Origin of the sequence: Tahibacter sp. (assembly GCF_032229445.1) — a bacterium.
Lineage (GTDB): Bacteria > Pseudomonadota > Gammaproteobacteria > Xanthomonadales > Rhodanobacteraceae > Tahibacter.
Genome location: NZ_JAVTWC010000097.1, coordinates 12,721 through 39,500, shown reverse-complemented (window position 1 = coordinate 39,500; position 26,780 = coordinate 12,721). Strand labels below are relative to the sequence as shown.

25 protein-coding genes are annotated in these 26,780 nt (G+C 65.3%); 16 read left to right on the top strand and 9 right to left on the bottom strand.

Annotated features, from left to right (window positions below; translation table 11 throughout):
• Positions 1-275, top strand: a 275-nt coding sequence (locus RUU78_RS16680; RefSeq protein ID WP_313918587.1) for a hypothetical protein, incomplete at its 5' end; no start/stop codon positions are given.
• Positions 276-927: 652 nt separating this feature from the next.
• Here RUU78_RS16680 and RUU78_RS16675 read toward each other — a convergent pair.
• From RUU78_RS16675 to RUU78_RS16660, 4 genes are all read right to left on the bottom strand, one after another.
• A complete protein-coding gene (locus tag RUU78_RS16675; RefSeq protein ID WP_313918586.1) occupies positions 928-1,545 on the bottom strand; it encodes a hypothetical protein in 618 nt (205 codons plus the stop codon).
• A gap of 509 nt (positions 1,546-2,054) precedes the next feature.
• A complete protein-coding gene (locus RUU78_RS16670) occupies positions 2,055-2,363 on the bottom strand; it encodes a hypothetical protein (RefSeq protein ID WP_313918585.1) in 309 nt (102 codons plus the stop codon).
• A gap of 157 nt (positions 2,364-2,520) precedes the next feature.
• A complete protein-coding gene (locus RUU78_RS16665; RefSeq protein WP_313918584.1) occupies positions 2,521-3,312 on the bottom strand; it encodes a hypothetical protein in 792 nt (263 codons plus the stop codon).
• Positions 3,313-3,651: 339 nt separating this feature from the next.
• Positions 3,652-4,278 (bottom strand): JAB domain-containing protein, encoded by a 627-nt coding sequence (locus RUU78_RS16660; RefSeq protein WP_313918583.1) that lies wholly within the window; start codon positions 4,276-4,278, stop codon positions 3,652-3,654.
• 167 nt (positions 4,279-4,445) lie between these two features.
• Between RUU78_RS16660 and RUU78_RS16655 the strand changes: the two genes are divergently transcribed.
• On the top strand, positions 4,446-4,760 hold the full coding sequence (locus tag RUU78_RS16655) for a helix-turn-helix domain-containing protein (protein WP_313918582.1): 315 nt from the start codon (positions 4,446-4,448) through the stop codon (positions 4,758-4,760).
• A gap of 23 nt (positions 4,761-4,783) precedes the next feature.
• The gene (locus RUU78_RS16650; RefSeq protein WP_313918581.1) at positions 4,784-5,005 is read left to right on the top strand and encodes a hypothetical protein; all 222 of its coding nucleotides are present in this window, start codon (positions 4,784-4,786) and stop codon (positions 5,003-5,005) included.
• 401 nt (positions 5,006-5,406) lie between these two features.
• Here RUU78_RS16650 and RUU78_RS16645 read toward each other — a convergent pair whose 3' ends face one another.
• Positions 5,407-5,886: a hypothetical protein gene (locus tag RUU78_RS16645; protein WP_313918580.1), complete on the bottom strand. Its 480-nt coding sequence runs from the start codon at positions 5,884-5,886 to the stop codon at positions 5,407-5,409.
• A gap of 290 nt (positions 5,887-6,176) precedes the next feature.
• Positions 6,177-7,082 carry a LysR family transcriptional regulator gene (locus tag RUU78_RS16640; RefSeq protein ID WP_313918579.1) on the bottom strand — a complete coding sequence of 302 codons (906 nt, stop codon included), beginning with the start codon at positions 7,080-7,082 and terminating at the stop codon, positions 6,177-6,179.
• Positions 7,083-7,240: 158 nt separating this feature from the next.
• Between RUU78_RS16640 and RUU78_RS16635 the strand changes: the two genes are divergently transcribed.
• The 13 genes from RUU78_RS16635 to RUU78_RS16575 all read left to right on the top strand — a co-directional run bounded on the left by RUU78_RS16635 (position 7,241) and on the right by RUU78_RS16575 (position 24,296).
• On the top strand, positions 7,241-8,677 hold the full coding sequence (locus tag RUU78_RS16635; RefSeq protein ID WP_313918578.1) for an MFS transporter: 1,437 nt from the start codon (positions 7,241-7,243) through the stop codon (positions 8,675-8,677).
• 84 nt (positions 8,678-8,761) lie between these two features.
• On the top strand, positions 8,762-9,925 hold the full coding sequence (locus RUU78_RS16630) for a hypothetical protein (protein WP_313918577.1): 1,164 nt from the start codon (positions 8,762-8,764) through the stop codon (positions 9,923-9,925).
• Positions 9,926-10,620: 695 nt separating this feature from the next.
• Positions 10,621-10,881, top strand: coding sequence for a hypothetical protein (locus RUU78_RS16625; protein ID WP_313918576.1), 261 nt, complete (start codon positions 10,621-10,623; stop codon positions 10,879-10,881).
• Between the two features lie 121 nt (positions 10,882-11,002).
• Positions 11,003-11,920, top strand: coding sequence for a universal stress protein (locus RUU78_RS16620; RefSeq protein ID WP_313918575.1), 918 nt, complete (start codon positions 11,003-11,005; stop codon positions 11,918-11,920).
• Between the two features lie 158 nt (positions 11,921-12,078).
• Positions 12,079-14,976, top strand: a complete 2,898-nt coding sequence (locus RUU78_RS16615; protein WP_313918573.1) for a monovalent cation/H+ antiporter subunit A — start codon at positions 12,079-12,081, stop codon at positions 14,974-14,976.
• The gene (locus RUU78_RS16610) at positions 14,976-15,320 is read left to right on the top strand and encodes a Na+/H+ antiporter subunit C (RefSeq protein ID WP_313918571.1); all 345 of its coding nucleotides are present in this window, start codon (positions 14,976-14,978) and stop codon (positions 15,318-15,320) included. The genes RUU78_RS16615 and RUU78_RS16610 overlap by 1 nt, the downstream gene beginning before the upstream one ends.
• Complete coding sequence (locus RUU78_RS16605; RefSeq protein ID WP_313918569.1) at positions 15,317-16,942, top strand: monovalent cation/H+ antiporter subunit D; 1,626 nt, start codon at positions 15,317-15,319, stop codon at positions 16,940-16,942. Before RUU78_RS16610 ends, RUU78_RS16605 begins: the two co-directional genes overlap by 4 nt.
• The gene (locus RUU78_RS16600) at positions 16,939-17,436 is read left to right on the top strand and encodes a Na+/H+ antiporter subunit E (protein WP_313918568.1); all 498 of its coding nucleotides are present in this window, start codon (positions 16,939-16,941) and stop codon (positions 17,434-17,436) included. Before RUU78_RS16605 ends, RUU78_RS16600 begins: the two co-directional genes overlap by 4 nt.
• Positions 17,433-17,711, top strand: coding sequence for a K+/H+ antiporter subunit F (locus RUU78_RS16595; RefSeq protein WP_313918566.1), 279 nt, complete (start codon positions 17,433-17,435; stop codon positions 17,709-17,711). The genes RUU78_RS16600 and RUU78_RS16595 overlap by 4 nt, the downstream gene beginning before the upstream one ends.
• A gap of 23 nt (positions 17,712-17,734) precedes the next feature.
• A complete protein-coding gene (locus tag RUU78_RS16590; RefSeq protein ID WP_313918564.1) occupies positions 17,735-18,088 on the top strand; it encodes a Na+/H+ antiporter subunit G in 354 nt (117 codons plus the stop codon).
• Positions 18,089-18,175: 87 nt separating this feature from the next.
• Positions 18,176-20,287, top strand: coding sequence for a winged helix-turn-helix domain-containing protein (locus tag RUU78_RS16585; protein WP_313918561.1), 2,112 nt, complete (start codon positions 18,176-18,178; stop codon positions 20,285-20,287).
• A gap of 344 nt (positions 20,288-20,631) precedes the next feature.
• Positions 20,632-22,497, top strand: a complete 1,866-nt coding sequence (locus RUU78_RS16580; RefSeq protein WP_313918559.1) for a peptidoglycan DD-metalloendopeptidase family protein — start codon at positions 20,632-20,634, stop codon at positions 22,495-22,497.
• A gap of 59 nt (positions 22,498-22,556) precedes the next feature.
• Positions 22,557-24,296, top strand: a complete 1,740-nt coding sequence (locus RUU78_RS16575; RefSeq protein WP_313918557.1) for a glycosyl hydrolase — start codon at positions 22,557-22,559, stop codon at positions 24,294-24,296.
• Between the two features lie 275 nt (positions 24,297-24,571).
• Here RUU78_RS16575 and tmk read toward each other — a convergent pair whose 3' ends face one another.
• The 3 genes from tmk to RUU78_RS16560 form a co-directional block, all read right to left on the bottom strand.
• The gene (gene tmk / locus RUU78_RS16570; RefSeq protein WP_313918555.1) at positions 24,572-25,249 is read right to left on the bottom strand and encodes a dTMP kinase; all 678 of its coding nucleotides are present in this window, start codon (positions 25,247-25,249) and stop codon (positions 24,572-24,574) included.
• A 359-nt stretch (positions 25,250-25,608) separates the two neighbouring features.
• Positions 25,609-25,815, bottom strand: coding sequence for a cold-shock protein (locus tag RUU78_RS16565; protein ID WP_313918554.1), 207 nt, complete (start codon positions 25,813-25,815; stop codon positions 25,609-25,611).
• 218 nt (positions 25,816-26,033) lie between these two features.
• The gene (locus RUU78_RS16560; RefSeq protein WP_313918552.1) at positions 26,034-26,777 is read right to left on the bottom strand and encodes an S-methyl-5'-thioinosine phosphorylase; all 744 of its coding nucleotides are present in this window, start codon (positions 26,775-26,777) and stop codon (positions 26,034-26,036) included.
• Positions 26,778-26,780 lie beyond the last annotated feature (3 nt).

The following is a 26,780-nucleotide window of genomic DNA, read 5'->3' as shown; positions in this document are numbered from 1 at the left end:
CCTGGCTCCATTACGGCGATCCTGGAATGGCTCCATGGGGGCGGTCGGTGACACCATCGATCGAGGAGCAGACCGCCGTTCTTTCTGAGCTGTGTCCCGAAATCAAGTTCCGACTTGAACCGTATCTGGTGGGCGAGTTTCCGCGTTTTCGCGTGTTGATAAACCAGAGGAAGCATGGCGCCCAAGAGAGCTGCGAGGTTGCATGGCGCCAAATGGCGTCTGCTTGGGCGGCGAAAAATGGCGGGTCCTTCTCCGATTGGGTTTGCGTGACCTGAGCTTCACCGGTGGTGCACTGCCCGAGAAACACCCAGAATCCGGGTGTTTCTCGGCGCGCTACTCGACGCGGGGAAATGAATGGCCGACGAGGGCATCGGAATTTTCCGACCGAATGGCGTCCAGATTCTCGACAGCACCATTCAACGATCGGCGTCACCCGGCCCGTAGTAGCTCTTCGGCGCTAAGCAGTGAACAATCGGCGTTTCGTGCGCCGGAGAAGGCGCCTCAGGCGACGTGCAGAAGTCGAAGCGGGCGACGGCAGGGTCGACCTCGTCGGGCTCGCCATGAGGCAGCGTGCCGTCGGCCGGCAGCCAGCCCAGGACGCGCCAGGGCGCCTGTACGGCTTAGCGCAGCATCACGGGCCGGGGGTTGTTTTGAATCCCGGCTCCCAGCGCCAGGCGCGCGTGCTGGGCTCAATCAGCAGGAACAGTAGCGGGACGTTCGGATCCGGCACGGAGTGCCAGTTGCGCCCCCCCCCCCCGCGGGCGTAGCAGCGTGCGCGACGTCGGCGACCGCAGAGGCTTCAAGGGAAATAGTCCAGCGTTGCGGCGGCGGGGGGCATGCGCCCATCGTACGCGGCGCAGTCTCACCAGTTGAGCGCAACGGGCACGTGCACGAGGCGCAGTCACGTGCAAAAACTGGCTATCCAACCTACCTGCCCGTCTGCTTCTTGTCGACCTGCGCAGGAGGTGCGTCTGCCCCTATACCGCGTCGAAAAAAATCGCCGAACTGATCAATCGCAATCCACGCGAAAACTATAGCCAGGGCTGTGAATACGGTTGATGCTCCGATATTGATCCAGAACGATCGCCAGCTGCCCGTCGCACGAGCAATCGCAGTTTTTACATCGGCCGCTTGAGCGTCAATGCGCAGCATGGTAACCGTATTTCTAAGCTCTTCACGCTCGACTTCTATCCGTTCGCTCGCGTACCAATCAGCGAACTGGTATAGCTTCGACTCGGCCGCTTTTCGCAAGGCTTCCATGGAGTCTTCGAGAAAGTAAACCTCAATGAAAGTCTGCATGTCTCCGCGCGTCGGAAATCGGTTGTACTTGGCGCGGAAGTTCCTAACCCAATTGCACTTTGTATGCTTGTATTGAGCGTAAGCGAGCATACCTATCAGGCGTTCAGCCGTATCCACGTCCGTCTTTTCGACCAGGGTTTCGAAAAAAGGGTTGTAGTCGTACAGCGCGGAAGCAGGTGCAGGCGGCGGGCCGTCTGTGCCGCCATCATTTGGATCGGGTGAGGTAACTTCCCCTGCCTCGTTCATTCCCATGCCCCCCTGAGGGCCGTAGCGCACTCGTGCGTGACGAGCCTTGCACGAACGAGGTCTTGTTGTCCACAAATACAACACGAACGCCATCGGGGCCGGACTTTCTCACCACTTCGCCTGACTTGCCCTTTACTACTACTAGCTGTTTGATTCGCATATATTTTCTCCCCGTGGCGCTGAAAGCGTATGACGTCTGACATTGGTTAACAAGCGCTTAGTAACCAATCAAAGCATCAAAGTTTCGCTTTCGCAGCGTAACTGCTTGGCTAGTAACGGTTTATTCAGGAAGCCAATATCTGAATCACCGCGTCGCGGGGCGGACGCTGCATCTGTGCCGCTACAGCGCCTGCCCTCTCACTTACTGCAGCCGGACACGGAAACCGCCACGACGGGCCAGCTCCTCCAGCTCGCGCGCCAGAGCACGCGCGAAGTCGCGCATTGCCTGCCGGTCCTTTGCGGTCGCGGTCAGTTAACTTGACCCCGTTTTCGGCAGCTGGCTAGAGAAGTCACGGCGAGCGGCTAAGCTGAGTAGCTTCTATCGCAGCCACTAAATTGTCGTCGACGGGACCGAGCTCGCTCTCCTGCGCGGAATTTATTGCAATTTTCAACTGCGCAGCGGTACGACCAAGCTCAACTGCTCTCTCGATGCAATCACGCAAACGAGGGCTAGCACAAATATCGTCGATGTAATAATCAGCGTCGACTCTTTCATCACGCAGTGCACGAAACGCGCGAGACAGTCGCTTTGCGACTCCGCGCTGCCGAGTCAACGATGGCCACTTCGCCACATTCCATGCATCGAGGCGCTCGATCATTTCTCTTGCCGGGATATAGTCCCCGCCCGACCCCGGTTGCACGGACGGAACTTTTTTTACTACCTCATGGATCTGGTGAAAGACGCAATAGTAGGTACGCGATATCGCGGATCGAATTTCAACTTCAGAGGATGAATCAAGTCTGTTCCTCGCGTACTCAAGTAACTGCTTCGACGTGACGGACATTGCCCCCCCTGCTGTTCAGCCTAACTGAAACGTGCCCTTCGCTTTCTATCGGCAAAGAAAGCTCATCCAATCTATCGAACAGCAGGCCTTCAACTCGAATCAGCTCAGAAGATTCCAGCTCCAGCTCAAATGAAATCGCGATGCGTTCAGGGTCGCCTTCTAGCCCCGGATAGTGAGAGATAGAGGTTCCTTTGTCCACAATATTGATTTCGGCAAAAAAGGCATACACAGAAAGAATCAGCCGCTGAAACTCCGCCATCGACCTATTGTTGGCTGCCAAAAAATTCTCCACGTCGTTGATTACTGCGGGAATTTCTTGAGGCTTACCAGTCAGCCTGCGTACTTGCGCTGCCGCGTCACGAACTTTGTCAAAGTCTGCCACGGCGTATCCGCACTCTATGAGGCGACGCCATACTTCCAGCTCACCTTTAGCCGACTTGCTCAGTTTGTCTAGAATTTCGATCGCGTCAACGTACCGACCTACACGCGTGAGTGAAAGTGAACAGTTCAAGACTACTTCGCTACTTGTCAAAGGCAACCGAACCGCCTTCTGCACGGCCCGCCAAGTTGCATCGCCATCAAAGAGTGCAGATTCCACAGCGGCCGTTGCCATCCACCCTGTGACCGGATCAACGTTTAGAAGTCGCTCGATGTCGCGCCGAAGGAGGGCAACAGTGAAGTTGTCAGGGATGCCGCCAGCTGCGACAGCCCGGTTGAGCCTTTCCATGATGTCGCTTGCAATTGTCGCAGGTGTGGGATTCACGCCGACATAACCTCCCTCGCTCCTGTGCAACGCCAATGAAGCACAGCAATTTCCGCGCCTACTGCAGCAGCACCCAAGGGATTCCCCATGGACATGCATTCCACATTCTCGCGCTGACCCACCTGCGTAGGCCATCAACAAAGTTGCGGAAGGGGCACGAGTCTCTCACCTTTCTACCCGACAAGCGACTTCGCTAGTGAGCCTAACTGCGCATGCTCGCGTCTCCAAGCGGTGCCTGCGAGGCGCTCAAGGGGAACGCGCGCCCGGCGCAGGAACCGACGACAAAACCTGAACCACGCCAGCACTTTCCGTTGCCCCTGCCTACCTCGCAGCGATGCCCTATACCGGCGTCGCCGCTGTCGTTTCCGCCGCCACCGCAATCGCCGGGTCCGCCCTGCCCTTCGACGTTTTCGGGCTACGCGGCTTTCGCTTGGGCCGCTTGCCCCGCGGCGGCAGCGGGATATAGCCGATGCTCAACGCATCGAGCGCACTGGGGTCGTGCGCACTGATGGGCTCGGGCGGATCGAGCGTGGTGACGACGAAGTGATCGAACACGCGTACGTCGATCAGCTCCAGCGCGCGGGTAATGGCGCGGGTGATGGCGATGTCGGTGCACGAGGGACAGCTGTTGCCGGACGGGTGGTTGTGCGCGAAGAACACGGCGGCGGCGTTGTGGCGCAGGGCGGCCCTGACGAGTTCGCGCACGGGGACCGGCGTGTAGGCCAGGGTGCCGCGGAAGAGTTCTTCGAAGGCGATCAGGCATCCCCGATTGTCGAGCCAGGCTGCGGCGAATACTTCATGCTCGTATTCGCACAGGCGCAGGCGGAACCAGTTGGCCAGATCGGCATGGTCGTGAAGCCGCTCGCCGGGACGTCGGGCACGACGCTCGATGGAACGCAGCGCGTCCTTTACCCGGCGCGCGTGACGCAGGTCGGCGTCGGCTTTCCGGAGGTTGTTTCGATTCATGTCGGGCACTCCTTGCCGCAAAAGACTCCGAACACGGGCGTATGGATCGCAGAGGCAGATGAGCCGTCCATGGCAGATTGCTCCTGAGTCAGAATTCTATCAAACATAGATTTTTAGTCAACGTATCTAGCAGGACATATCTACGGTTCGTCGCGACACTCGCGTGCATGAAGACGTTCGGCAGCCGCCTACGGGCAGCGCGTACAGCGCGCGGATTTACTCAGGAACACGTTGCGCTGGAAATCGGCGTGAGCAATGGCACCGTCTCTCAATGGGAACGCGACGGGAGCGAGCCGAATTTCTCGAACCTGACGGCTCTGCGCGACATGCTCGGCGTTACGCTCGACGACCTTATTTCTGGCGATGCCGCCAAGTCTGGGGACAGCATCACCCCGACCACCCGAGAACTCGCACTGCTGCAACGCCTGCGGAAACTACCGGCGAAGAAGCGCGCTGCGGTACTCGCCTTGTTCGATCTGTAGAAATTCAACTCGATACATTTGGCATGAGTACGGCCGAAAAGCAGGCTGCCGTACTGGCACTGTTCGATCTCTTAGGCGAGCCATTGGCCGCCGCGCAATGCCCAACCAAGCATCCGTATTCCCTACAGCCGATTGCGCGGCGTGACCGCTTCAACCGGACGCACGATGCGGCTCACCTGCGCTGTCCCGGGGCGGCTGAATGGCTGTCGGGCTTCGTCCTGAGTACGCCGCGCGACGCTGACTGATTTCCACTCATCGTTGATTGATGGCCAGCCAGCGATGACTGATTGCCACTCTCGCCCGAGTGGCAATCAATCGACGCTGGGTGACGCGATACCCACGGGAGACTGAAAATCACTCACCGATGGGTGAGGCGCCTATCAGCGATGACTGTCCATCACTCACCGCTGATTGCCAGTCAGTCATCGTCGAGTGGCGATCAGTCAGCCGTGAGTGGAAATCACTCTCCGCTGAGTACCGCGCCCATCATCGACGAGTGATTTTCAGTCTCGCCTGAGTGATTTTCAGGCATCTTGCATGCCCGCCGGGTCTGCCGTGGGGTGGTCCGACTGTCGCGGGGCCGATCGCCCATCTCAGACAAACGAAAGCCCCGCAAGCGGGGCTTTCGAAGGTTCAGCGCGGCGGATCAGCTCTCCGCTTCGGGCTCGGGTTCGGTGGTGCCGCGCCGGTTCTTGGCGAACCGCGTCGATAGTCCCTGCCTCAGCGATTCCAGTCCCTGGCCCTTGCCGGAAATACGCAGCAGGGCGTAGCCCTCAAGCGCCGCGGTCAGTACGTCGCTGCCCAGCGCGATCAGCGTGTCATCCGCGCGCTTGCTCAGGCGTTCCAGTCGCGCCAGGCGCGGGCGCAGGGCGTCGATGGTACGCAGGTCGGTCAGGGCTTCGTTCAGGTCGAGGCTGGGTGGCACTACCTGCCGGTTCTGGTCGAGTACGACCAGGGTCTGGCGGCAGAAGGCCTCGGATTTGTCGCCCATTTTGGCCAGTGCCCGGATTTCGTCCGGGTTGAGCGAAATCAGGGTGGCGAACTTTTCTTCGAGGGTAACCAGCGCGCTGTCGATGGCCGCGAGATCGGCGTCGGACAGGGCGAGTGAGATCAGATTTTGAGCCATGTGATGTTCTTCCTTGTCGTCAGGACGGCGGATGCCGCCAATGACCGGCGGGATGGTCGCCCCTGCTACGACGCGCCGGCCCCGCCATTGTCGACAGAGCGCCTGCTTTCATTTAATGAAAATGTTCCATTAAAAAAATATTTCATATATTGCTTTTCGGCCACTGCCCCGACCCTTCGGCGCGGACAGATACCACAGCGACCGTCCCTGATCGGGTACGGACCTCGCCGGCTCCGCCGAATTCCCTGGGGCGGTCCACCGGGTGTGAATCCCGTCGACCGAGGCGAACCTCAAGCCCTGCTGCTACCGGGCCGGCACGTCTGCGCAACGACGGCTCGAAGCCACCGGTGCGCGGGATCGGCATCCAGGCGCGGGTGCCAGAACAACGAGATGGTGAACTCGGGCACCGGCATGGGTAGCGCAAGGCTCTGCATGCCGCGCCACAGGCTGCGCGTGTGCTGTTCCGGTACGGTCGCCACGAGATCGGTTTCGCGCGCCAGCGTGATGGCGGGGGCGAATCCGCCGACGGTGACCTTGGCTTGCCGTTGCAGTCCCAGCGCGGCCAGCGCTTCGTCGACGGGCGCCATTTCCAGCCCGCGCCGTGAAATCAGCACGTGCTCGGCTGCCGCATAGCGCTCGGGTGTCAGCGCTCCGCGGGCCAGCGGATGTCCCTTGCGCACGATGCCCACGAAGCGGTCGCGAAACAGCCCATGGGTACGGATCTCCGGCCCCATGGCGGGACTGGTGATGCCGGTCTCGAGATCAACGGTGCCGTCACGTAGCGACGTGCTGTCCTTGTCCTGCTTGGCGACGAACCACAGGCGCACGCCCGGCGCCTGCGCGGCGATGCCGGCCAACAGGCGCGGCCCGAAGGTTTCGACGAAGCCCTCGCTGCTGCGGATCGTAAAGGTCCGGCTGAGCGTGGCCAGGTCCAGCTTCAGCGCCGGCCGCAGCACCGCCTCGGCGTCATGGACCACCTGCCTCACCCGATCACGCAGTTCCAATGCGCGTGGCGTGGGGACCAGCCCACGGCCCGCGCGGACCAGGAGCGGGTCACCCGTTTCCTGCCGCAGGCGTGCCAGCGCACGGCTCATGGCGGACGCACTGAGCTGCAGGCGCTGAGCCGCGCGCACGACGCTGCCCTCGCTCAGCAGCACGTCCAGCGTGACCAGCAGATTCAGATCGGGCAGAGCCATGGCGCAGGGAACTCCCTTCCAGCGATACCTGGCGCTGGGTGCAGGTATTGTTTGCAACCCGTGCGTCTTCCGCCATCCCCCGACGCGACCTAGCCTGGACTTCGTACCGCGCCGCCGTCCCGCTCCGGGGCTGCGGCGCCCATCGAGGACGTGCTGCCGTGACCGAATCCCGTTCCCCCCGTACTGCCGTTTCGCCGGCCGCCACCGGCGCCCTGGCCTGCCTGGCGCTGACGATGCTGCTGTCGTCGCTGGGCACCAGCATCGCCAACGTGGCGCTGCCGACGCTGGTGGAGGCGTTCTCCGCGTCGTTCCAGGCCGTGCAATGGGTCGTGCTGGCCTATCTGCTCAGCGTGACCACGGTGATCGTCAGCGTCGGCCGGCTGGGGGATCTGCTGGGAAGACGCCGTCTGATGCGGCTGGGCATCGGCCTGTTTACGGTGGCCTCGCTCGCCTGCGGCCTTTCCACGGCGCTGTGGATGCTGGTGGCCGCACGCGCCGTCCAGGGCGTGGGCGCGGCGGTGATGATGGCGCTGACCATGGCAATGGTCGGTGACACGGTATCGGCCGATCGTTCCGGCAGCGCGATGGGGTTTCTGGGAACCACCTCGGCCATCGGCACGGCGCTGGGGCCATCGCTGGGTGGCCTGCTGATTGCGGCCTCGGGCTGGCAGGCCGTGTTTCTGATCAACCTGCCGCTCGGCGTATTGGCGTGGTGGCTCACGCGACGCCTGCCGGCGGATACGCGCACGACGACCCGGCCTTCGTTCGACCTTCGCGGCTCCCTGCTGCTGGCGGCAGCGCTGGCCTGCTATGCCCTGGCCATGACACGGGGCAACGGGCAGCCCGGTGCCTTGAACGCGCTGCTGCTGGTGTTTGCCATCGCGCTCGGCGTCGTCTTCCTGCGCGCCCAGGCCACGGCGGCGTCACCGCTGGTGCGTCCGCAGGTATTGCGGCAGACGAACATCCGCGCGGGCTTCTTCATGAGTTGCCTGACCTCTGCGGTCGCGATGACGACGCTGGTGGTCGGACCGTTCTACCTGACGGGCGCGCTGCATCTGACTCCGGCATCCGTCGGTCTCGTCATGACGGCGGGTCCTCTGGTCGCGGCACTCGTCGGCGTGCCTGCCGGGCGCGGTGTGGATCGCTTTGGCCACTCACGCATGCTGCTGGCGGGGCTGTTTGCGATGGCGGCGGGCATGCTGGGCCTGGCCCTGGTATCGCCGGCATGGGGTGTTCCGGCCTATGTGGTCCCATTGGTCATGACGACGGCCGGATTTGCCGTATTTCAGGCCGCGAACAACACCGGCGTCATGAGCGGCGCCGAGGCCTCGCAGCGTGGCGTCGTGTCGGGGCTGCTGAATCTGTCGCGCAACCTCGGCCTGATCACCGGCGCGTCGGTGATGGCCGCCGTTTATGCCGTGGCCTCCGGCGCGCGTGGCCCTGCCGTGGTCAGTGCGGGCGCAGTCACTGCGGGTGCGCACGCGGCCTTCGCTTCGGCGGGAGTCCTGATCGTGATTGCGCTGCTGATGGTTGCGCAGCATCACCGCGCACCCGGCGCTGCGCATCAGCGGCTTCGCGATGGATCGGGCTCATGACGGTGCCCGGAACGCTGAGTTTCAGTACAGCCTGCTAGGCTTCCCGAGTGGCGCGGTCGCCATCGGTCGGACGGAGCAACGCGGATGGGAATGGTGTTTTCATGGCTGTCGGTGGCCTCGCTGTCGCCGACGGAAGTGCTCACGGCATTGAACCTGGACGACACCGGCGGCGCCGTGGGTCTGGGCGATTGCGAGATCGCTGGCGCGGCCTTGCCGCAAGGCGGTTATGTCGTGGTGGCAAACGCCTTCTGGCATGCGGTGATCCACCCGCCGAAGCTGGCGTGTCTGTCGCTCAACGCAGCCGTGGTCGGCTGCACCGAAAGCGAGAACGCCAATGCGTCGGCTGCGTTTCTCTGGCGCGACGGCGAGCCGATCTGGCAAGTCACGCACGTGCTGGACGAAGGCGCCGAGCATCTCGACGTGGAAGGCGACGCGCCCGCGGAATCGGCAGTGTTGCTGGAACAGGCGATCGCGCGGCATCGCGTGGAGGGGTACGACGCCGTGTACGGCGTTCCCGCGGCGGTGGCCAAGTCGTGCACCGGCTTTCGCTACGGCGAGGATCGCGGACTGCGCTTCACGCGACTCGTGCCGAGTACGGCGAGGGTGCGCATTGGCAGTACGCCGATCGTCGTCGAGTGGCCGAACGAGCGCGGCGACCTGACCGCCGCGCTGGGGCGCGCCTTGGAAGCGATACTGGTTCCACTGGGCTTCGACGTGAGACGCGACCCGCGGGGTGACGAATTCTTCCGAACCCGCGACGACACGACGCTGACGATCTACGGGGTCGGCTACGACGACCATCCGTTTTATACCTGTGACATTTTTATCTCCGTACGCCAGAACCTCGTCGAGCAACTGATAGTCAGCGTCATACCGCAACATAGGAGTTCATCGACCTGCGATCTGCGTCTGGCGAAGCTCGAGGGCCACGCCGGTTTCGACATCCGGTCGATCCGGCACATCGAGGCGTTCATCACGTCCCTCGTCGACAAGGTGCCGGCGCTGATCGAGCGCTGCGGCAGTGTCCGCGAGCTCGATCGCATCGTGAACGCGGACCGCACCTGCATCGACGGCATCGACTTCCTGTCCGCCGAAGGGCCGATCGTGCTGGCCTGGCTGGCCGGCAATCCGAACTTCGAAAGCATGGTGGCGTACGCCGATTCGCGCTACGACCGACGCGAGGTCGAGGGCGAGACGCCGATCGTGCAGCTGGCGGACCATCTGCGCCGCAACGTCCCGGTGGCGTAGTCCGCTGATGGCGTGTTGCCAGACGCCGACGCTCGTGATCGGCGGATCTTGGCGTGGTCACCGCGGGTGCGTCCGCAGCTTTTGCAGGAGGCGAACATCCGCGCGGAATTCTTAGAGCATCAAACAGAATGAGCTGCCGTCGAATCGCGCGCTTGCCTCCTTCCCCTTCAAGGGGAAGGCCGGGATGGGGATGGGTTTGCCTTGATGCATGCCATTAACACCATCCCCACCCAACCCTCCGGCCCGTTGGGCGTTCAAGGCAGCCAGAACCTTCGGTTCTTGACGGCTGCCTTTCACCCCCTTGAAGGGGAGGGCTTAGAGCTCGCGGCGCAGAGGCCCTCTGGCATTTTGATAGACGCTCTTAATGAGTTGCCTGACCTCCGCTGTCGCGATGACGACGCTGGTGGTCGGACCGGTCTACCTGACGGGCGTGCTGCATCTGACTCCGGCAGCCGTCGGTCTGGGCATGACGGCGGGCCCTCTGGTCGCCGCGCTGGTCGGCGTGCCGACCGGTCGCGGTGTGGATCGCTTCGGCCACTCACGCATGCTGCAGGCGGGCCTCGTCGCCATGGCGGCCGGCATGCTGGGGCTGGCCCTGTTATCGCCGGCCTGGGGTGTTCCGGCCTATGTGGGTTCCGTTGGTCATGACTACGGCGGGGTTTGCCGTGTTTCAGGCCGCGAACAACTCCGGCGTCATGAGCAGCGCCGAGGCCTCGCAGCGCGGCGTCGTGTCGGGGTTGCTGAATCTGTCGCGCAACCTCGGGCTGATCACCGGCACTTCGGTGATGGCCGCCGTCTATGCCATGGTCTCCGGCGCGCGTGGTCCTGCCGTGGTCAGCGCGGGCGCAGCCACTGCGGGTGCGCACGCGGCCTTCGCCTCGGCGGGAGTCCTGATCGTGATTGCGCTGCTGCTCGCCCTGCGGCAGCTCCGTGCACCGCTGATTTCAATTCACTAACGCACAGCACCAGCGCACGGCCCGGCGGGACCTTTTCATTTGGCCATCCATCGATGGGGGTTTACGGTGGCGAGCGCTGCCGGGCAAGGCGGCAAGATGTTTGGTGTAGCATCGGCTCGCCATGATGGAACCTTCTGAAATCGCAATACCGCCCGCGCGCATCTTGCTGGCCACGGACCTCACAAGCCAGGGGGATCGAGCGCTGGATCGCGCCCTCCAGTTGGCCAAGGAGTGGCACGCTGAACTGCACATTGTTCATGCCGTCGACGTGGAACCGCCATCGGTACCGGCCGGCGTCAACCCCATCGATTACCTGCAGCGTTATCCGCGCGCTCGCGATGAGGTATTGCGGGTCATGCGGCGCGATCTGGGCACGGACGAGCTGGGCGCGACGGTACATGTCGAAGAATATCTGGCTCCCGCCCCGGCCATTCTTGCGGTCGCGGAGCGGGAACGCTGCGAGTTGATCGTGCTGGGCGAAACCCGTCAGCGACTGCTGGGACCGATTCTCGAAAGCACGGTCGAACAAGTTGTGCGCAAATCGCCGGTTTCGGTGCTGGTGGTGAGGGATCGGCCTCGGCGTCCGTACCGGCACGTGCTGGTCGGCACGGACTTCACCGGCGAAGCCCAGCAGGCGCTGGTCTTTGCCGCTCAGCTTTTTCGCGACGCGTCGATCACGCTGATGCATGCATATTCGATGCCCTATTCTTCGCTGCTGGACTCCACCTCCGAGGCGCAAGGCTGGTCCGCCAGCGATCTGAAAAAACTACGCGAGCAGGTTGAAGCGGCGCCGCTGTCTCCGGAGCGCAAAGCATCGATCCGCACCACCGTCGAGGAGGGCCCGCCCAACGCGATGTTGCGTCGCTACATTCTGGACCAGGGAGCGGACCTCACCGTGATCGGCGCACACCCCCGGGGCATGCTGTTCGATGCCTTTGTCGGAAACTCACGGCGCATCGTTGATGCCGTCCCCAGCGATGTGCTGATGGTGCGAGCCCTTATCCCATCCCCGGCGCCGTTTTCTCCGAAGCGAGCGTAGATTGGGATCCAGGCATTCGCGCGTATCAGTCCGATAAGGACTGCCCAACCGACGCCGCGCGTTCATCCGTACGTTCCTCTAACGGGCTTCACACCATCAGGCTCGCCGCCCGACGGTTTCGCTTGGCCCCGATGAAGCGACTTGTCTAAAGTGAGGCCATGACCCTGCTCCTGCTTCTGCTGCTGCCCTTCATCGGCAGCCTGCTCACGGTTTTCCTGCCGACGCGCGCCCGCACGGTACTGGCGGGTACCGCGGGCGCGGTGTCGGCGGTCGCGGCGGCGTGGCTCATCGCGTTGTTCCCGCAGGTGCAGGATGGCGGCGTGATCCGGCAGACGATCGCCTGGGTGCCGTCGCTCGGCATCGAACTGGTGCTGCGCCTGGACGGCTTCGCGTGGATGTTCGCGGTCATCGTGACGGTGATCGGCGTGCTGGTCTGCCTGTACTCGCGCTACTACATGTCGCCGGACGATCCGGTGGCGCGCTTCTATGCGCTGTTCCTGGCCTTCATGGGCGCGATGCTCGGTGTCGTGCTGTCGGGCAATCTCGTGCAGCTCGTCGTGTTCTGGGAACTCACCAGCCTGGTCTCGTTCCTGCTGATCGGCTATTGGCACCACCGTGTCGACGCGCAGCGGGGTGCGCGCATGGCGCTGATCGTCACGGGTTCGGGCGGGCTGTGTTTGCTGGCCGGCGCGATCTTGCTCGGACACATCGTCGGCAGTTTCGACCTCGATGTCGTGCTCGCCGCGGGCGATCGCATCAGAGCCCACGCACTGTATCCGATGACCCTGGTGCTGATCCTGCTGGGGGCCTTCACCAAGAGCGCGCAGTTTCCGTTTCATTTCTGGCTGCCACGCGCGATGGCCGCGCCGACGCCGGTGTCGGCGTACCTGCACTCGGCCACCATGGTCAAGGCCGGCGTGTTCCTGCTCGCGCGTTTCTGGCCGGTGCTGTCGGGCACGGAGTGGTGGTTCTGGCTGGTCGGCGGCACCGGTGCGGTGACCCTGGTGCTCGGTGCCTACACGGCGATGTTCCAGCACGACCTCAAGCGTCTGCTGGCCTATTCGACCATCAGCCACCTGGGTCTGATCACGTTGCTGTTCGGCCTCAACAGCCCGCTCGCGGCGGTGGCCGGCGTTTTCCACATCATGAACCACGCGACGTTCAAGGCCTCGCTGTTCATGGCCACGGGCATCATCGACCACGAAACCGGTACGCGCGACATCCGCCGCCTCAATGGCCTGATCCACGCGATGCCACGCACGGGTGCGCTCGCGCTCGTGGCGACCGGCGCGATGGCCGGCGTGCCGCTGCTCAATGGTTTCCTGTCGAAGGAAATGTTTTTCGCCGAGACAGTATTCCTGTCCGCGCATCCGTCGGTGGGATGGGTGTTGCCGGTGCTGGCGACGGTCGCCGCGATCTTCGCGGTCGTCTACTCGCTGCGCTTCGGCTACGACATCTTTTTCGGGAAACTCTCGACCGGCCTGCCGCGGGAACCGGAAGAAGCGCCGCGCTGGATGCGCGTGCCGGTGCAGTTTCTCGTCGTCAGCTGCCTCGTCGTCGGTATCGCCCCGGCCCTGTCGATAGGGCCATCGCTCGCGGCGGCGGCACTGCCGGTGGTCGGCGGCCAGCTGCCGTATTACAGCCTGGCCGTGTGGCACGGCTTCTCGCTGCCGCTGGCGATGAGCGTCGTGGCTATCGTCGGCGGCGTGGCGGGCTACATCTGGTTGCGCGCGCAACACGCACGCGGCCGGCTGCAGGACACGCCTTTGGTTTCCTACATCAACGGGCGCCACCTGTTCGAGAGCGCGTTGCTGGGAATGACGCGTGGGTCGCGCGCGTTTCTTCGCCTGGCCAGCACACGGCGGCTGCAGCCGCAGCTATTTGCGGTGATCGCGATTGCCGTGGGGCTGGCCGTGATCGCCGTGCGCGCGGTGCCACTGGAATGGGGCGATCGCGTGCGGCTGCCGCCGTCGCCTTCGTTCGTGCTGCTGTGGATCATCGGCATGGTGTGCGCGATCGGCGCGGCATCCATGGCGAAATACCACCGGCTCGTGGCCACGACGCTGATGGGTGGCGCGGGTCTGGTGACGTGTCTGACGTTCGCGTGGTTTTCCGCACCCGATCTGGCCTTGACCCAGATTGTCGTGGAGGTGGTCACGACGACGCTGTTTCTGCTCGGCCTGCGCTGGCTGCCCATGCGCCAGCAGCAGTGGCCCGACCGCCTCGGCTGGACGGATCGCGCGCGGCGTGGCCGGGATTTGCTGCTGGCGGTGCTCGGCGGTGGCGGTCTGGCCGCCCTGTCGTTCGCGCTGCTGACGCGACCCGCGCCGAACAGCATCTCGCCGTTTTTCCTCGACCGGGCGCTGCCCGAGGGCGGCGGCAGCAACGTGGTCAACGTGATGCTGGTCGATTTCCGGGCCTTGGACACGCTCGGCGAAATCACCGTGCTGGGCGCGGTGGCACTGACGGTCTACGCGCTGCTGCGCCGTTTCCGGCCGCCGCCGGAAAGCGTCGCGCAACCCGTGCAACAGCGCGCGGTGGCCGCCGATCAGGACACCGACTTGCTACCACCACGCCGCGATGAAGACGCCGGCGGCTACTTGCTGGTGCCCGCGGTGATCGCGCGCCTGCTGATGCCAGTGGCGCTGCTGGTCGCGGCGCACTTTTTCCTGCGCGGGCACAACGAGCCCGGCGGCGGTTTCGTCGCCGGCCTTATCGTCGCGATCACGCTGCTCATGCAATACCTCGTGTCCGGAACGCGCTGGGTGGAGGCACGGGCCGATCTGCGGCCCGCACGCTGGATTGCCGCGGGCCTGCTGCTCAGTGCGATCACGGGGCTTGGCCCAGTCGTTCTCGGCTACCCGTTCCTGACGAGCCATACAGCGCACCTGACCCTGCCGTGGATCGGCGAAGTTCATCTGCCCAGCGCAACGTTCTTCGATCTGGGCGTGCTCGCCGTCGTGGTGGGATCCACGCTGCTGATCCTGACCGCACTCGCCCACCAGTCCATTCGTGGTCACCGGCATCCCGGGGCCGCCGCGACCGAGGTACCTTGATGGAAATTTTGCTTGCCCTCGCCATCGGCGTACTCGCCGGCTCCGGCATCTGGCTCGTCCTGCGCCCCCGCACGTTTCAGGTCGTGATGGGGCTGGCGCTGCTGTCGTATGCCGTGAACCTTTTCATTTTCAGCATGGGCAGTCTCGTCATCGACAAGCCGCCGCTCGTCGTGCCCGGCCTGCCGGCGAACCTCGAGCACTACAGTGATCCCATGCCCCAGTCGCTGGTACTGACGGCGATCGTGATCGGATTCGCCACGACGGCGCTGTTCCTGATCGTGCTGCTGGCAGCGCGGGGCCTCAGCGGCACCGACCATGTCGACGGAGAGCAGGACACGCCGTGACCCTCCTACCCGGCTGGATCATCGTCCCTGTCGTGCTGCCGCTCGTGACGGCGGCGCTCCTGATGCTGGTCGGCAATGCGCAGCGCCGGTTGCGGTCGCTGATCAACGTGGTTGCCACAGCCGCCGGACTGGTGGTCGCCGTGTTGCTGTTGCGAGAAGTGGATTCAACCGGCGTGGGGGTGTACCTGGCGTCGAACTGGCAGGCACCGTTTGGCATCGTGCTGGTGGCGGACCGGCTTTCCGTGCTGATGCTGGTGCTGGTGGGACTGGTGAGCACGGGCGCCGCGCTGTACGCCGAGGCGGGATGGTCGCGCGCGGGGGCGTATTTCCATCCGCTGTTCCAGCTGCAACTGGTCGGCCTCAACGGCGCGTTCCTGACCGGCGATCTGTTCAATCTGTTTGTGTTTTTCGAGGTGCTGCTCGCTGCCTCGTACGGACTGCAGCTGCATGGGTCGGGCTGGCTGCGGGTGCGTTCGGGCCTGCACTACATCGCGGTGAACCTGCTGGCCTCGTCGCTGTTCCTGATCGGCCTGGCCGTTCTCTACGGAGTCATGGGCACGCTGTCGATGGCCGACCTCGCCGACAAGCTGCCGCTGGTGCCCGAGCGTGATCGCGGGTTGCTGCATGCGAGCGCCGCCGTCCTTGCGGTCGCTTTCCTGATCAAGGCGGCCATCTGGCCGTTGAATGCCTGGCTGGTCCCGGCCTACAGCGCGACCAACGCTCCGGTCGCCGCACTGTTCGTGCTGATGACCAAGGTCGGCTTCTATGCGGTGTTGCGTCTGTGGACCTTGCTGTTCTCGGCTGAGGCCGCGGCGTCCGCGCATTTCGGCGGCGGCGTGCTGCTCGCGGGTGGATTGCTCACGCTCGCCTTCGGCGCCGTCGGGCTGCTGGCGTCGATCCGGCTGGAGCGGATCGCCGCCTTTTCCGTGGTGGTTTCATCGGGCACGCTGATGGCGGCGCTCGGCATGAACTCGACCGCTCTGGTCGCGGCGGCGCTGTTCTATCTGGTGACGGCCACACTCTCGGCCGGCGCGCTGTTCCTGATGGTCGAACTGGTCAAGCGCACCAGCGTCGGCGGAAGAGCGCAGCGACTCGCACCGGACACCTCGCCGGAAGAAGACGACAACCTCGACGACCAACAATTACCGCTGGTCGGTCGCGCCTTCCCCGTCTCGGTCGCCCTGCTCGGGCTGGCGTTCATTGCCTGTGCGCTGCTCGTCGCGGGGCTGCCACCGCTGTCGGGGTTCCTGGCGAAGGTGGCGCTGTTGTCGGCGGCGGTAAACGCCGAGGATGGCATCGCAAACGCCGCGTGGATCCTGATGGCGTTGCTGCTGCTCTCGGGGTTGTTCGGCACCATCGCGTTGGCTCGTGCCGGTATCCGGCACTTCTGGTCCAAGGGCGGGCACGTCGCCCCGCAGCTCAGAGCGGCGGAAGCCAGTGCCGTCCTGTTGCTGATCCTGGCGAGCGGCGTGCTGACGGTGTTTGCCGAACCGGTGGTGCGCTACACCGCCGCTACGGCGATATCGCTGCATGCACCGCGGCCGTACATCGACGCCGTGCTGCAGGCCCGCGCGCGTCCAGGAGCGGCGGCGCCCGTCGCTGCGGGAGCGCCGCCGCCATGAAGCTGCTGCAGACGCTGATTCCCGCGCCGCTGGTTTCCGTATCGTTGCTGATCGGATGGCTGGTTCTGGCGCGAAGCACGATGGCGGGCCAGTTCGTGCTGGGGCTGATATTGGCGCTGGGCATACCGCTGGCGTTGTCGAATCTGCGCGTGAAGGGGACACGCGTGCGCCGGCCCGACGTCGTCGTGCGCCTCGTCGTTCGCGTCGCCTGCGACGTGTTCGTGTCCAACCTCGAGATCGCGAACGATCTCATCCGCTGGCGATGGCGCAGACCCTCGTCGCGCTTCGTCGTCGTACCGCTGGATCTGCGTGACCCGGTCGGCCTGGCCGCTCTCGCGCTCGTCACGACGAACGTGCCGGGGACGGTGTGGTGCGAGCTCGCGGCCGACCGCAGCGCGTTGCTGCTGCATGTCTGGGACGTGTCCGAGGAAAGCGACTTCGTGGTGCGGTTCAAGGCGCGCTACGAGCAGCCACTGCGGGAGATCTTCGAGTGAGCGCGATACTTTCCTTCGCCATTACGTTCGCGCTGGGCTGCTACGCGATTGCGTCGATTCTCGTGCTGCTCCGCCTGGTACGCGGCCCGCGGGCGCAGGACCGTGTTTTCGCGCTGGACTTGCTGTATTTCCACGCGATTCTCGTGGTGATGGTGACCGGCATACGCCATCAGAGCGATCGCTATTTCGAGATCGCGCTGGTCATCGCGTTGTTCGGCTTCGTCAGTACCCTGGCCATGGCCAAGTTCATTCTGCGCGGTGAGGTGATCGAGTGAACGCTGTCGCCCTGTGGGTCGAAGTGATCGTCGCAGCGCTTCTGGTGGTCAGCGGACTCGTTGTCCTGATATCCGCGATCGGGTTTGCGCGTCTGCCCGATTTCTTCCTGCGCATGCATCCGCCCGCCCTCGCCTTCACGTTGGGCAGCTGGTGCGTCGCGCTCGCCGCCGCGCTGTATTTTTCGTTCCTGCAACAACGTGCAGCGCTTCATCCGCTGCTGATACCGCTGCTGCTGGCGATTACCGTTCCGGTGACAACGGTGTTGCTGGCGCGCGTAGCTCTTTTCCGGGGCCGGACCTCAGGCCGTGGCAACGTCCCGCCGTCGCTGGCTCGGCCCGGCGCGCCGGAATCGGATCCGGAAAGCGAAAAACCCTGAGGTGCGCCGAGGGCCGGCGCGTTCCCGGCCACACCCGCCACCGGTAATGCACTTGGGCTAGTCTGTGCTTTTTACGCATGGCCAGCCATGTTGAAAAACCCACAAGTACCCGGCGACGACGCCGCCGTCGATACGCTGGCGAGCGAGGGTTTCCTGCTCGGGCGCTGGCGGGTCGAGCCGCGCGCACTGCGCGTGATGCGCGACGGCGAAAGCGTGCGGCTGGAGCCGCGCATGATGCAGGTGCTGCTGGTGCTGGCACGGCGCGACGGCCGCACGGTGAGTCGCGAGGAGTTGCTGGCCGAGGCCTGGAACGGCGCGGTCATCACCGACGATTCGATCTACCGCGTCATCCACCGCCTGCGCAGCGTGCTCAGCGCTGACGCGCACACCGATGCGGTGATCGAGACCGTGCCCAAGGTCGGCTATCGCCTGCTTCAGCCGGTGCATCCGCTGGCCGACGGCAAGGCGGTGAACGCCACGTCCACTGCGACAGCGCCGCTCGCGTGGCTGGCGCTCACGGTAGCCATGATTGCTGCAGCGGCCATCGCGGCCGTTGCGTGGCTGTCGAACCGCACCGGCGCGGCGCCGCCGCCAGCGTGGATGACCCTGACCATGAACCCGGGCCTGGAGCATATGCCAGCGTTCTCCCCCGACGGCAGCCAGCTGCTGTACAGCCGCGGCGCGGCCGGGCGCGAGCAGCTGTGGCTGCGCGCGCTGGACGGCAGCACGGACATCGCGCTGACCACGCCGGGCAACGCGATGGACTATGCCGCGGACTGGTCCGCCGGCGGCGAGCGTATCGCCTTCATCCGGCAGGACGAGCAGCGTTGCCGCGTGATGATCATGACCCTGCTGCAGCGCGAGCCGCGCGCGATCGGCGAATGCACGCCAGCGAACGGCCGCCTGTCACTGTCGCCGGACGGGCGCACGGTGGTGCTGTCGGACCGGCCCGATCCGGACCAGCGGGTCAACGCGCTGTTTCTGATCGACGTCGACAGCGGCGCGCGCCGCAGCTTGCCCACACCGCCGGCCGAGCAAGGCGACTACCGGCCGCGGTTTTCTCCCGACGGCAACTGGATCGCGTTCAGCCGCGTCGACGGCCGCTTCCAGTCCAGCGTGCGGCGCATGCGCAGCGACGGCAGCGGATCGGTGCCGGTGTGGACGCCGACAGGATTTGTCCACCAGTTGCAATGGCGCAATGCGCATGAACTCGTCGCGACCCGGCGCCTGGGCGCGAGCAGCGAACTGTGGCGGGTGCCGCTGCACGGAACGCCGACGGTGATCGCCGCGATCGACGACGGCGTGCCGTCGATCGACATCAGTCCGGACGGCACGCGCCTGCTGCTGTCGGTGGCGGTGACGCAATACCGCAACCGCCGCCTGACGCTGGAACGGCACACCGCCGGCGCTGTCGAGGCGATGCCCACAGCACTGGAGCGCGCACGGGATCTCGCCGTTTCGCCCGATGGCCGCCGCGTCGCGCTGCCCTGGGAAGCGCGCGGTGAGAGCGGTGTGTGGCTGGCCGATATCGACGGCAGCCAGTTGCGCCGGCTGTGGAGCGAATCGGGCGCGTATATCCGCGACCTGAGCTGGGATCCGTCGGGCCAGCGCATCGCCTTCGAGCGGTCGCGCGGCAATCGGCAGACCATCTGCGTGGTCGATCTCAACGGCCTGCTGCAATGTCTGCCGGACGACGGGCGCAAGCGCATCTCGCCGTCCTGGTCCAACGACGGGCGCCGTCTGCTGTTCGTCGAGGAGGATGACGGCGGCTGGTTCGCCCACCGTGCCGCGCTCGACGGCAGCGGCGACGAGCGGCTGGGCCGGCGCCAGGCGTTGTATGCCGTGCAGGCACCCGAGGGCGACACCGTCTATCTGCGGCCGCGCGGCAGTGCCGGCATCGTGGCGCTGGACCCGGCCACCGGCGAGGAACGCCTGCTCGTCGACGATGCGCCGCATTCGCGCCCGCGCGCGCTCGTGTCCGCGCGCAGCGGACTGTACTACCTGCGGACGGACGGCATGCTGATGCACTGGCCGATTTCCTCGGGCACGGCCACGGCGCTGGCGCCGCTGGGCACGCCATTGCCGCGCACGCTGAGCCTGTCGCTGGCCGAAGACCTGCTGCTCTTCAGCGAAGTGACCGGCGAAGAAGCCGATATCGCGTTGCTGACCAATCTGGATGCACTCGTCGGTGCGCGCTGACGGGCCCGCTTGTCGAAGGTGGCAATTGCCTGTTTGTCTCAATAAATCATTAGTGATTTATGCACAGCGGGAAAATCATTCCTGCCCCCCGGTGGCGACCGCCGTAGCTCGGGCCGGGACCGCTGCGCGTCAGGTCGGCTGACGTCCGTCGGTGTTGCCGTCGTGTGACAGCGCAACTGTGACGGCCTCGCGGTTTTGCACGCATCACCGCCGCGCCATCAGGAAAAAATCAGGCGCGATCAGCCATTCCTCCGCGCGCTGCCGCGACGGCGGCGGCGAGCATGGGTCTCGCCAGGATGGTCAGGGGCCAGCCCGGTACTGCCACGCAGACCAGGAGATGACCCATGTACCGTTTTCCGACTCACCGCGGCGGGCGCCTGCTCGCCGCCGTCATGGCCGCGGCCGCGAGTGCCGCCGCGCCCGCCGCCGATCCGCCCGGTTCGCTCGCGCTGGACTGGCCCCTGGGCCAGATCGTCGGCGAGCAGCTCGTGCCCGGGCACAACGTGCGCGTGATGCAGAACTACGCCAACCCGTTTCCCAAGTACAACAACCGCCTGCACACTGCGCTGGATCTTGCGCTCGACAGCGGCTCCACCGTCAACGCGCCGGTCTATGCCGCGGCTGACGGCGTGGTGTTCTGCTCGGTCTATTCCAACTGGCCGGGCTGGGTCGTGGTGATCGAACACACCCAGTCCAACGGCAGCAAGCTGTATACGCAATACGGGCATCTGAACGCGCCCAGCGTCGTGGTCGGCCAGATCGTCAACCGCGGCGCCCCGATCGGGACAGTCATCAACTGGCCCGGCGACACCGGCAACACGCATCTGCATTTTGAAGTGCGCAACTTCGGCACCTGGTCCGGCGGCGGCTGCCAGGGGCTGGGCTATGCACCGGCGGGATCCACGCCCGACCAGCACGGCTACCGCAATCCCATCGTCGAATACTTCCAGCGCCGGCCGGCCTATCCGGGCCAGGTCGTGGCCAATGTCGCGCAGAACGTGCGCGCGACGCCGAATCGCAGCAGCGGTGCGGTGATCGCGAGCGTGGCGGCGAACACGCCGCTGGTCGCCGACAGCGCGGTCGCCGACCAGGGCGGCGGCAAGGAGTGGTGGCATCGGGTCCGATATTCCGGCAATCAGTGGGGCTATGTGCCGGCCTACTGGAACGAAGGCTGGGGCGGCAACATCACCTCGACTGACTACCTGCGCTATCCCGGCCCGGTGGAACTGGCGGATGCGGTAGGCAGCGACGGCGAGCTCTACGTCTTCGCGCGCCGCAGCGATGGCGCCACCTGGCTGCGCCGCCGCACGTCGGCCGGCAGTTGGAACGGCTGGCTGTCGCTCGACGGCAATGCCACGGCGCAGCCGGTCGCGGCGGTCAACAGCGACGGCCGCGTGCAGGTGTTCGCGCGCGGGACCGACAGCCAGATCTGGACGCGGCGGCAGATCAGCGCCGGTTCGGCGCAGTGGGACGCATGGGCACTGGTCGGCGGCGACGCGACCTCAGCCCCGGCCGTGGTGCGCAACATCGACGGCCGCCTGCAGGTTTTCGTGCGCGGAGCCAACGGCGGCTTGCGCAGCCGCCTCCAGTCCTCCGCCGGGGGCAGCTGGAACGCGTGGATCGATCACGGCGGCACCCTGCACTGGGGACCGGCCGCGGCGCTCAACAGCGACGGTCGCGTCGCCGTGTTCGTGGGCGGTCAGAGCAATGATCTGTTCCAGATCGTGCAGGCCCAGGCCGGCGGCGCCTTCGGCAGCTTCCAGGCACTCGGCGGCAGCATCAACTCGCATCCGTCCGTGGTGCGCAACAACGACGGGCGGCTGGAAGTGTTCGTGCGCGGCGCCACCCAGGATCTGCGCCATATCCGCCAGAACAGCGCCGGCGGCAGTTTCGGCGCCTGGCAATCCCGCGGCGGCGTGCTGACGGCGCATCCGCATGCGGCCGTGCACGCGGACGGCCGCGTCGAGGTGTTCGCCCGTGGCGGCGAGGGCCAGCTCGCGCATATCTACCAGACCTCGGCCGCCGGCGCCTGGGCGAGCTGGGGCAATCTCAACGGCTATCTCACCTCCGGCGTCATCGCCGCGCGCCAGGACAACGCGGTGCAGATCGTGCTGCTGGGCACGAACGGCGAGCTGTTCCATCGCGGCGAGACCACGCCGGGCGCCTGGTCGAACTGGCTGTCGCTGGGCAACGGCTTCGCCGCGTACTGACCGCGGTTCCACGCGGCCCGCCATGGCGCGGGCCGCCTTTCATCCTGCGAGGACACACCATGAAACGCTTCCGCACCGCGGCCAGCCTGGCCGTGCTGATCCTGCCTTGTCTGGTTTCCACGGGCGCCTCGGCGCAGATCAAAGGCGCCAACTGGCTGCGCACCGATCACACCTACAGCAATGTGCCGTCGACGGATCCGCGCCGCGTCGGCTGGAACCTCGAATTCGCGCGCGACGCGCCGTCCATGAGCAGTTGGCCAGCCAACTACAACACGCTGTGGAGCCAGTACGGCATCCGCACCCTGTTCCGCATCGGCTACGACGCCAAGCCGACGGCGGCGGAAAAGGCGCTGCTCAACGCAGCCACTTTCACCAACTGCAGCGGCATCAACGGCCTGATGAGCGCACTGGATGCCGAGGCCGCCAACGCGAACTCTGCCAACGCCGCCGCGGTCGGCGGCTACCTGCTCGGCAACGAGCCGAACCTGGCCGAGGAATGGGGCATCGGCGGCCGCGCCTACGGGCGCATCTACCAGTGCTATATGACGCGCTGGAATGCCGGCGCGCTGGGCGCGCGCAACCTGTTCGCATCCGGCCCGGGTGGGTGCTTCGACGGTACCTGTCCGACCTTCTACTCCGACATGTTCGCCGCCATGGGCACGACCATCGACGGCTTCGCCATCCATGCCTACGGTCAGACGGACACGTCGTTCGACGGCGATTTCCGCTGGCAGCTCAGCGCCATCAACAGCGCAAGCAACACCAGCGTGCGCAACAAGCCGGTCTACATCACCGAGTTCAATGCCGGCGCCAGCGAAAACAACCCGCTGCCGGTCGCGCCGAGCGCTGCCTATTTCAACGGCGTGATGACAAAGGTGCGCGATTTCAACGCGGCCAACGGCGGCCAGATCAGAGCGGTGATGTACTTCGTCGATTCCCCGTCACCGTGGATCCGCGGCGGCCAGCAATGCCACCCCACCGTGGCGCCGTCGCAGGACGGATGGTGGAGAAGTTCACTGTGCTACAACGGAACCTGGCGCCAGTACTGGCTGGAGTCGCAGCCGTCGGTCGTGCTGCCGGCGCGCAACGCGAGCGTGAGCTATTCGGGCATTCCGTCGTTCATGATGCCGGGCGAAATCCGCCGCTTCACCGCGACCGTCACCAACACCGGCGCGGAGACATGGACCGGCTCCGGCTCGGCCAACTGGTATCGCTTCGGCGCGGTCGGCGCCAACGGGTTCATGTTCTCGGCGTTCACCGGCTGCGGCGGCTACGGCAACAGCGTGCTGGATGCGCGCGTGTATACCTGCGGCAACGTGGGCAACAACGCGACGACGACGTATCCGGTCGATGCGCGCGCACCGACCTCCGGATCCAACGCGACCTTCCAGGGCCGCATGGTGCGCGACGGCATCGAGTGGTTCGGCAATTCGCCTCAGCAGTCGGTGGCCCTGGGCCAGGCCTCCTGCGGCACGGCGCTGACCCAGTGCATGCTCGGTGCGCGCACTGACATCCTGCCGTTCTTCCAGAGCAGCGGCTGGAACACCGCCTGCTGGAACCGCGACGCGATCGTCGCCAACTGGTGCGGTCTGGATGCCGCGGGCTGCAACGCCCTGCGCAACGGCATCTGCGCGACCTACAACAACAGCTGCCGCTGCTCGGGCGGCATCCACCTCGGCGGCGCCACCATCGATGCCAATGGCACGTACTGCGGCTACCAGGTCTGCGGTACCAACCGCCAGATCTACAGCTGCAGCACCGGTAACAGCTGGACCGGCACGGGACGCAGCTGTAACTGAGCCTGCATCCGACTGGACGCTGCTCACGTCCGTGAGTCCACCTGACGCCCTCCGCCTGATGGGGAGGGCGTCAGGTCATTCCGGGCAACGCGCCTCCCGTGTCCTCATGCGGCGGATGCCGCCGGTGACCGGCAAGTGATCGCCCGTGCTGCGCGTCGCCGGCTCCGTCATTGCGCACGGAAGTCCACCTTGCAACATCTTCAAATAGGAAATAACGGACTATTTGATGTATGGCTTATTTCGCACGGCATTCGACTGGTCGGGCATGCGGAAACTCAGCCGGCGAGCGCAGCCCCGAGAAACCGCCGCGTCGCCTCATCCGCTTCGACGGTCGCACCCAGCCTGGCCTGAGTCACCTTCTTCACCGCCGCGAACACATGCGCGAGCGATTCACTCAGCACCGCCTCGGCCGACTGCGTCGCATCGACGCGCACGGCCTCGTCGATGCGGAGAAAGATCCCGCGGCAGCGCGTGAGGTTGGCTTCGTTCTCGAAGGCATTCGCACGATCGCCACGGGCGGCGATTCGCGACAGTCCGATCTCGGGTGGGAGATCCAATAGCAACAGCAGATCCGGCTTCGGCGCGAAGGCTTCGTTCTGCGCGAGGATCCCGGCGGAATCCAGCCCGGCGGCGCCCTGGTACGCGGCGTTGGAGAAATAGTAGCGGTCGAGAATCACGACGCGCCCTGCGTCCAACGCCGGGCGAAGCAGTTGCTCCACATGCTCACGACGGTCCGCGACAAAAAGTTTCAGTTCGTCTTCCGCCGACAGCCGGCCTGTCGTTGCGCTCTGGCGCAGGGCCGTGCCGTGCGGGCCGTTGGTCGGCTCCTTCGTCAGCAGCGGCTCGATACCGAGCTTGTTAAGCTCATCGGCCAGACCGCGGGCAAGGGTGCTTTTGCCTGCACCGTCAATGCCTTCGATCGCAATCAGGAGACCGCCTTGAATGGTGCGCACTGGAACTCCGAGCCGTCGAACCGGCGCAGTGTAAGGCAGGCACGGGAAGATTCCGAGCGGCGGATACCGGCGCGTGACGATCGCGGCGGTCGCAGGCTGATGCTACCTGACGGCAACCGCACGGCTGTCCGGGTTATGGCCGGCGCAATAGGGCGGAAAACGGTCGAGCCCGATGAGCACGCCGCTCACCACTCGGCCGTGCTGCGGGCCTGGCGAAGCTCCCATTGCTTTAGTGACAAGTAAACCTATAAACAAAAACGCAGGAATAATGCACGTGTCCTCGCAGGCCCTGCTCCGCGCAAAAGACAAAGGCCCCGACGCAGCGGGGCCTTTGTATGGAACGACGCGATGCAACGCGCTTACAGCACCGGCGATACCGCCGAGGCCTGGGCGCCCTTCGGGCCTTCGCTGACGACGAAACTCACGCGCTGGCCTTCCTGCAAGGTGCGGAAGCCCTTGGCCGAGATCGCCGAGAAATGCACGAATACATCGGAGCCGCCGCCTTCGGGCGCGATGAATCCGAAACCCTTGGCGTCGTTGAACCACTTTACCGTACCGAACTGCATGACTTCCCCTCGAACGTAGCTGGACGAATGCGCGGCAGACTTCTCCCCCGAGCCGAATACGCCGCGCGTGTACGAGTATACTCAGCCGGTCTGAAAGTGCGAGCGCATGAATGCTGTCGTGTGTGAGCCGCGTCACGCGGCGAGCGACGGAATACACCCGGCATCCGCACACAACGGCAACACGGCGGCCTGAAGCTCGCCGCCGCGGAACCGCGTCGCTACTTCGCGAGCAGTGCCGTCACGATGCGCGGCACCAGCGCCGTGGCATCGCGCAGGTTGGCGAAGATTTCGTCGAGGCTGATCTCGGCTTCGTTGCCGCAGCCGGCGGCCCAGTTCGCGATCAGCGCGACGCAGGCATAGTCGAGTTCGAGTTCGCGTGCGAGCGCAGCCTCGGGCATGCCGGTCATGCCGACGAGATCGCAGCCGTCGCGACGCAGGCGCGCGATCTCGGCGCGCGTTTCCAGGCGTGGGCCTTGCGTGGCGCCGTAGCAGCCGCCGTCGACGACGGCCACGCCGGCGCTCGCGGCCGCGGTCAGCAGCGACTGGCGCAGGCTCGCCGTATAGGGCTCGCTGAAGTCGATGTGCTTGACCTCGGCGCCGTCGGCATCGCAGAAACTCGTGATGCGTCCGTGGGTGTAGTCGATGACCTGATCGGGTATCGCGACCACGCGCGGACCCATGTCGTCGCGGATGCCGCCGACGGCGTTGACGCCGATCACGCGACGCGCACCCAGGCTGTGCAGCGCCCAGAGATTGGCGCGGTAGTTCACCCGGTGCGGCGGCACGCTGTGGCCTTCGCCGTGGCGTGCGAGAAAGGCGACCGGCCGACCGCCGATCTCGCCGCAGACGACGGGCGCGGAGGCGGCGCCATAGGGCGTATCCACGCTGAGCCGCGTGACATTTTCCAATCCGGGAAACTGATACAGCCCGGTGCCGCCGACGATGGCCAGATCCAGTGCCATGAC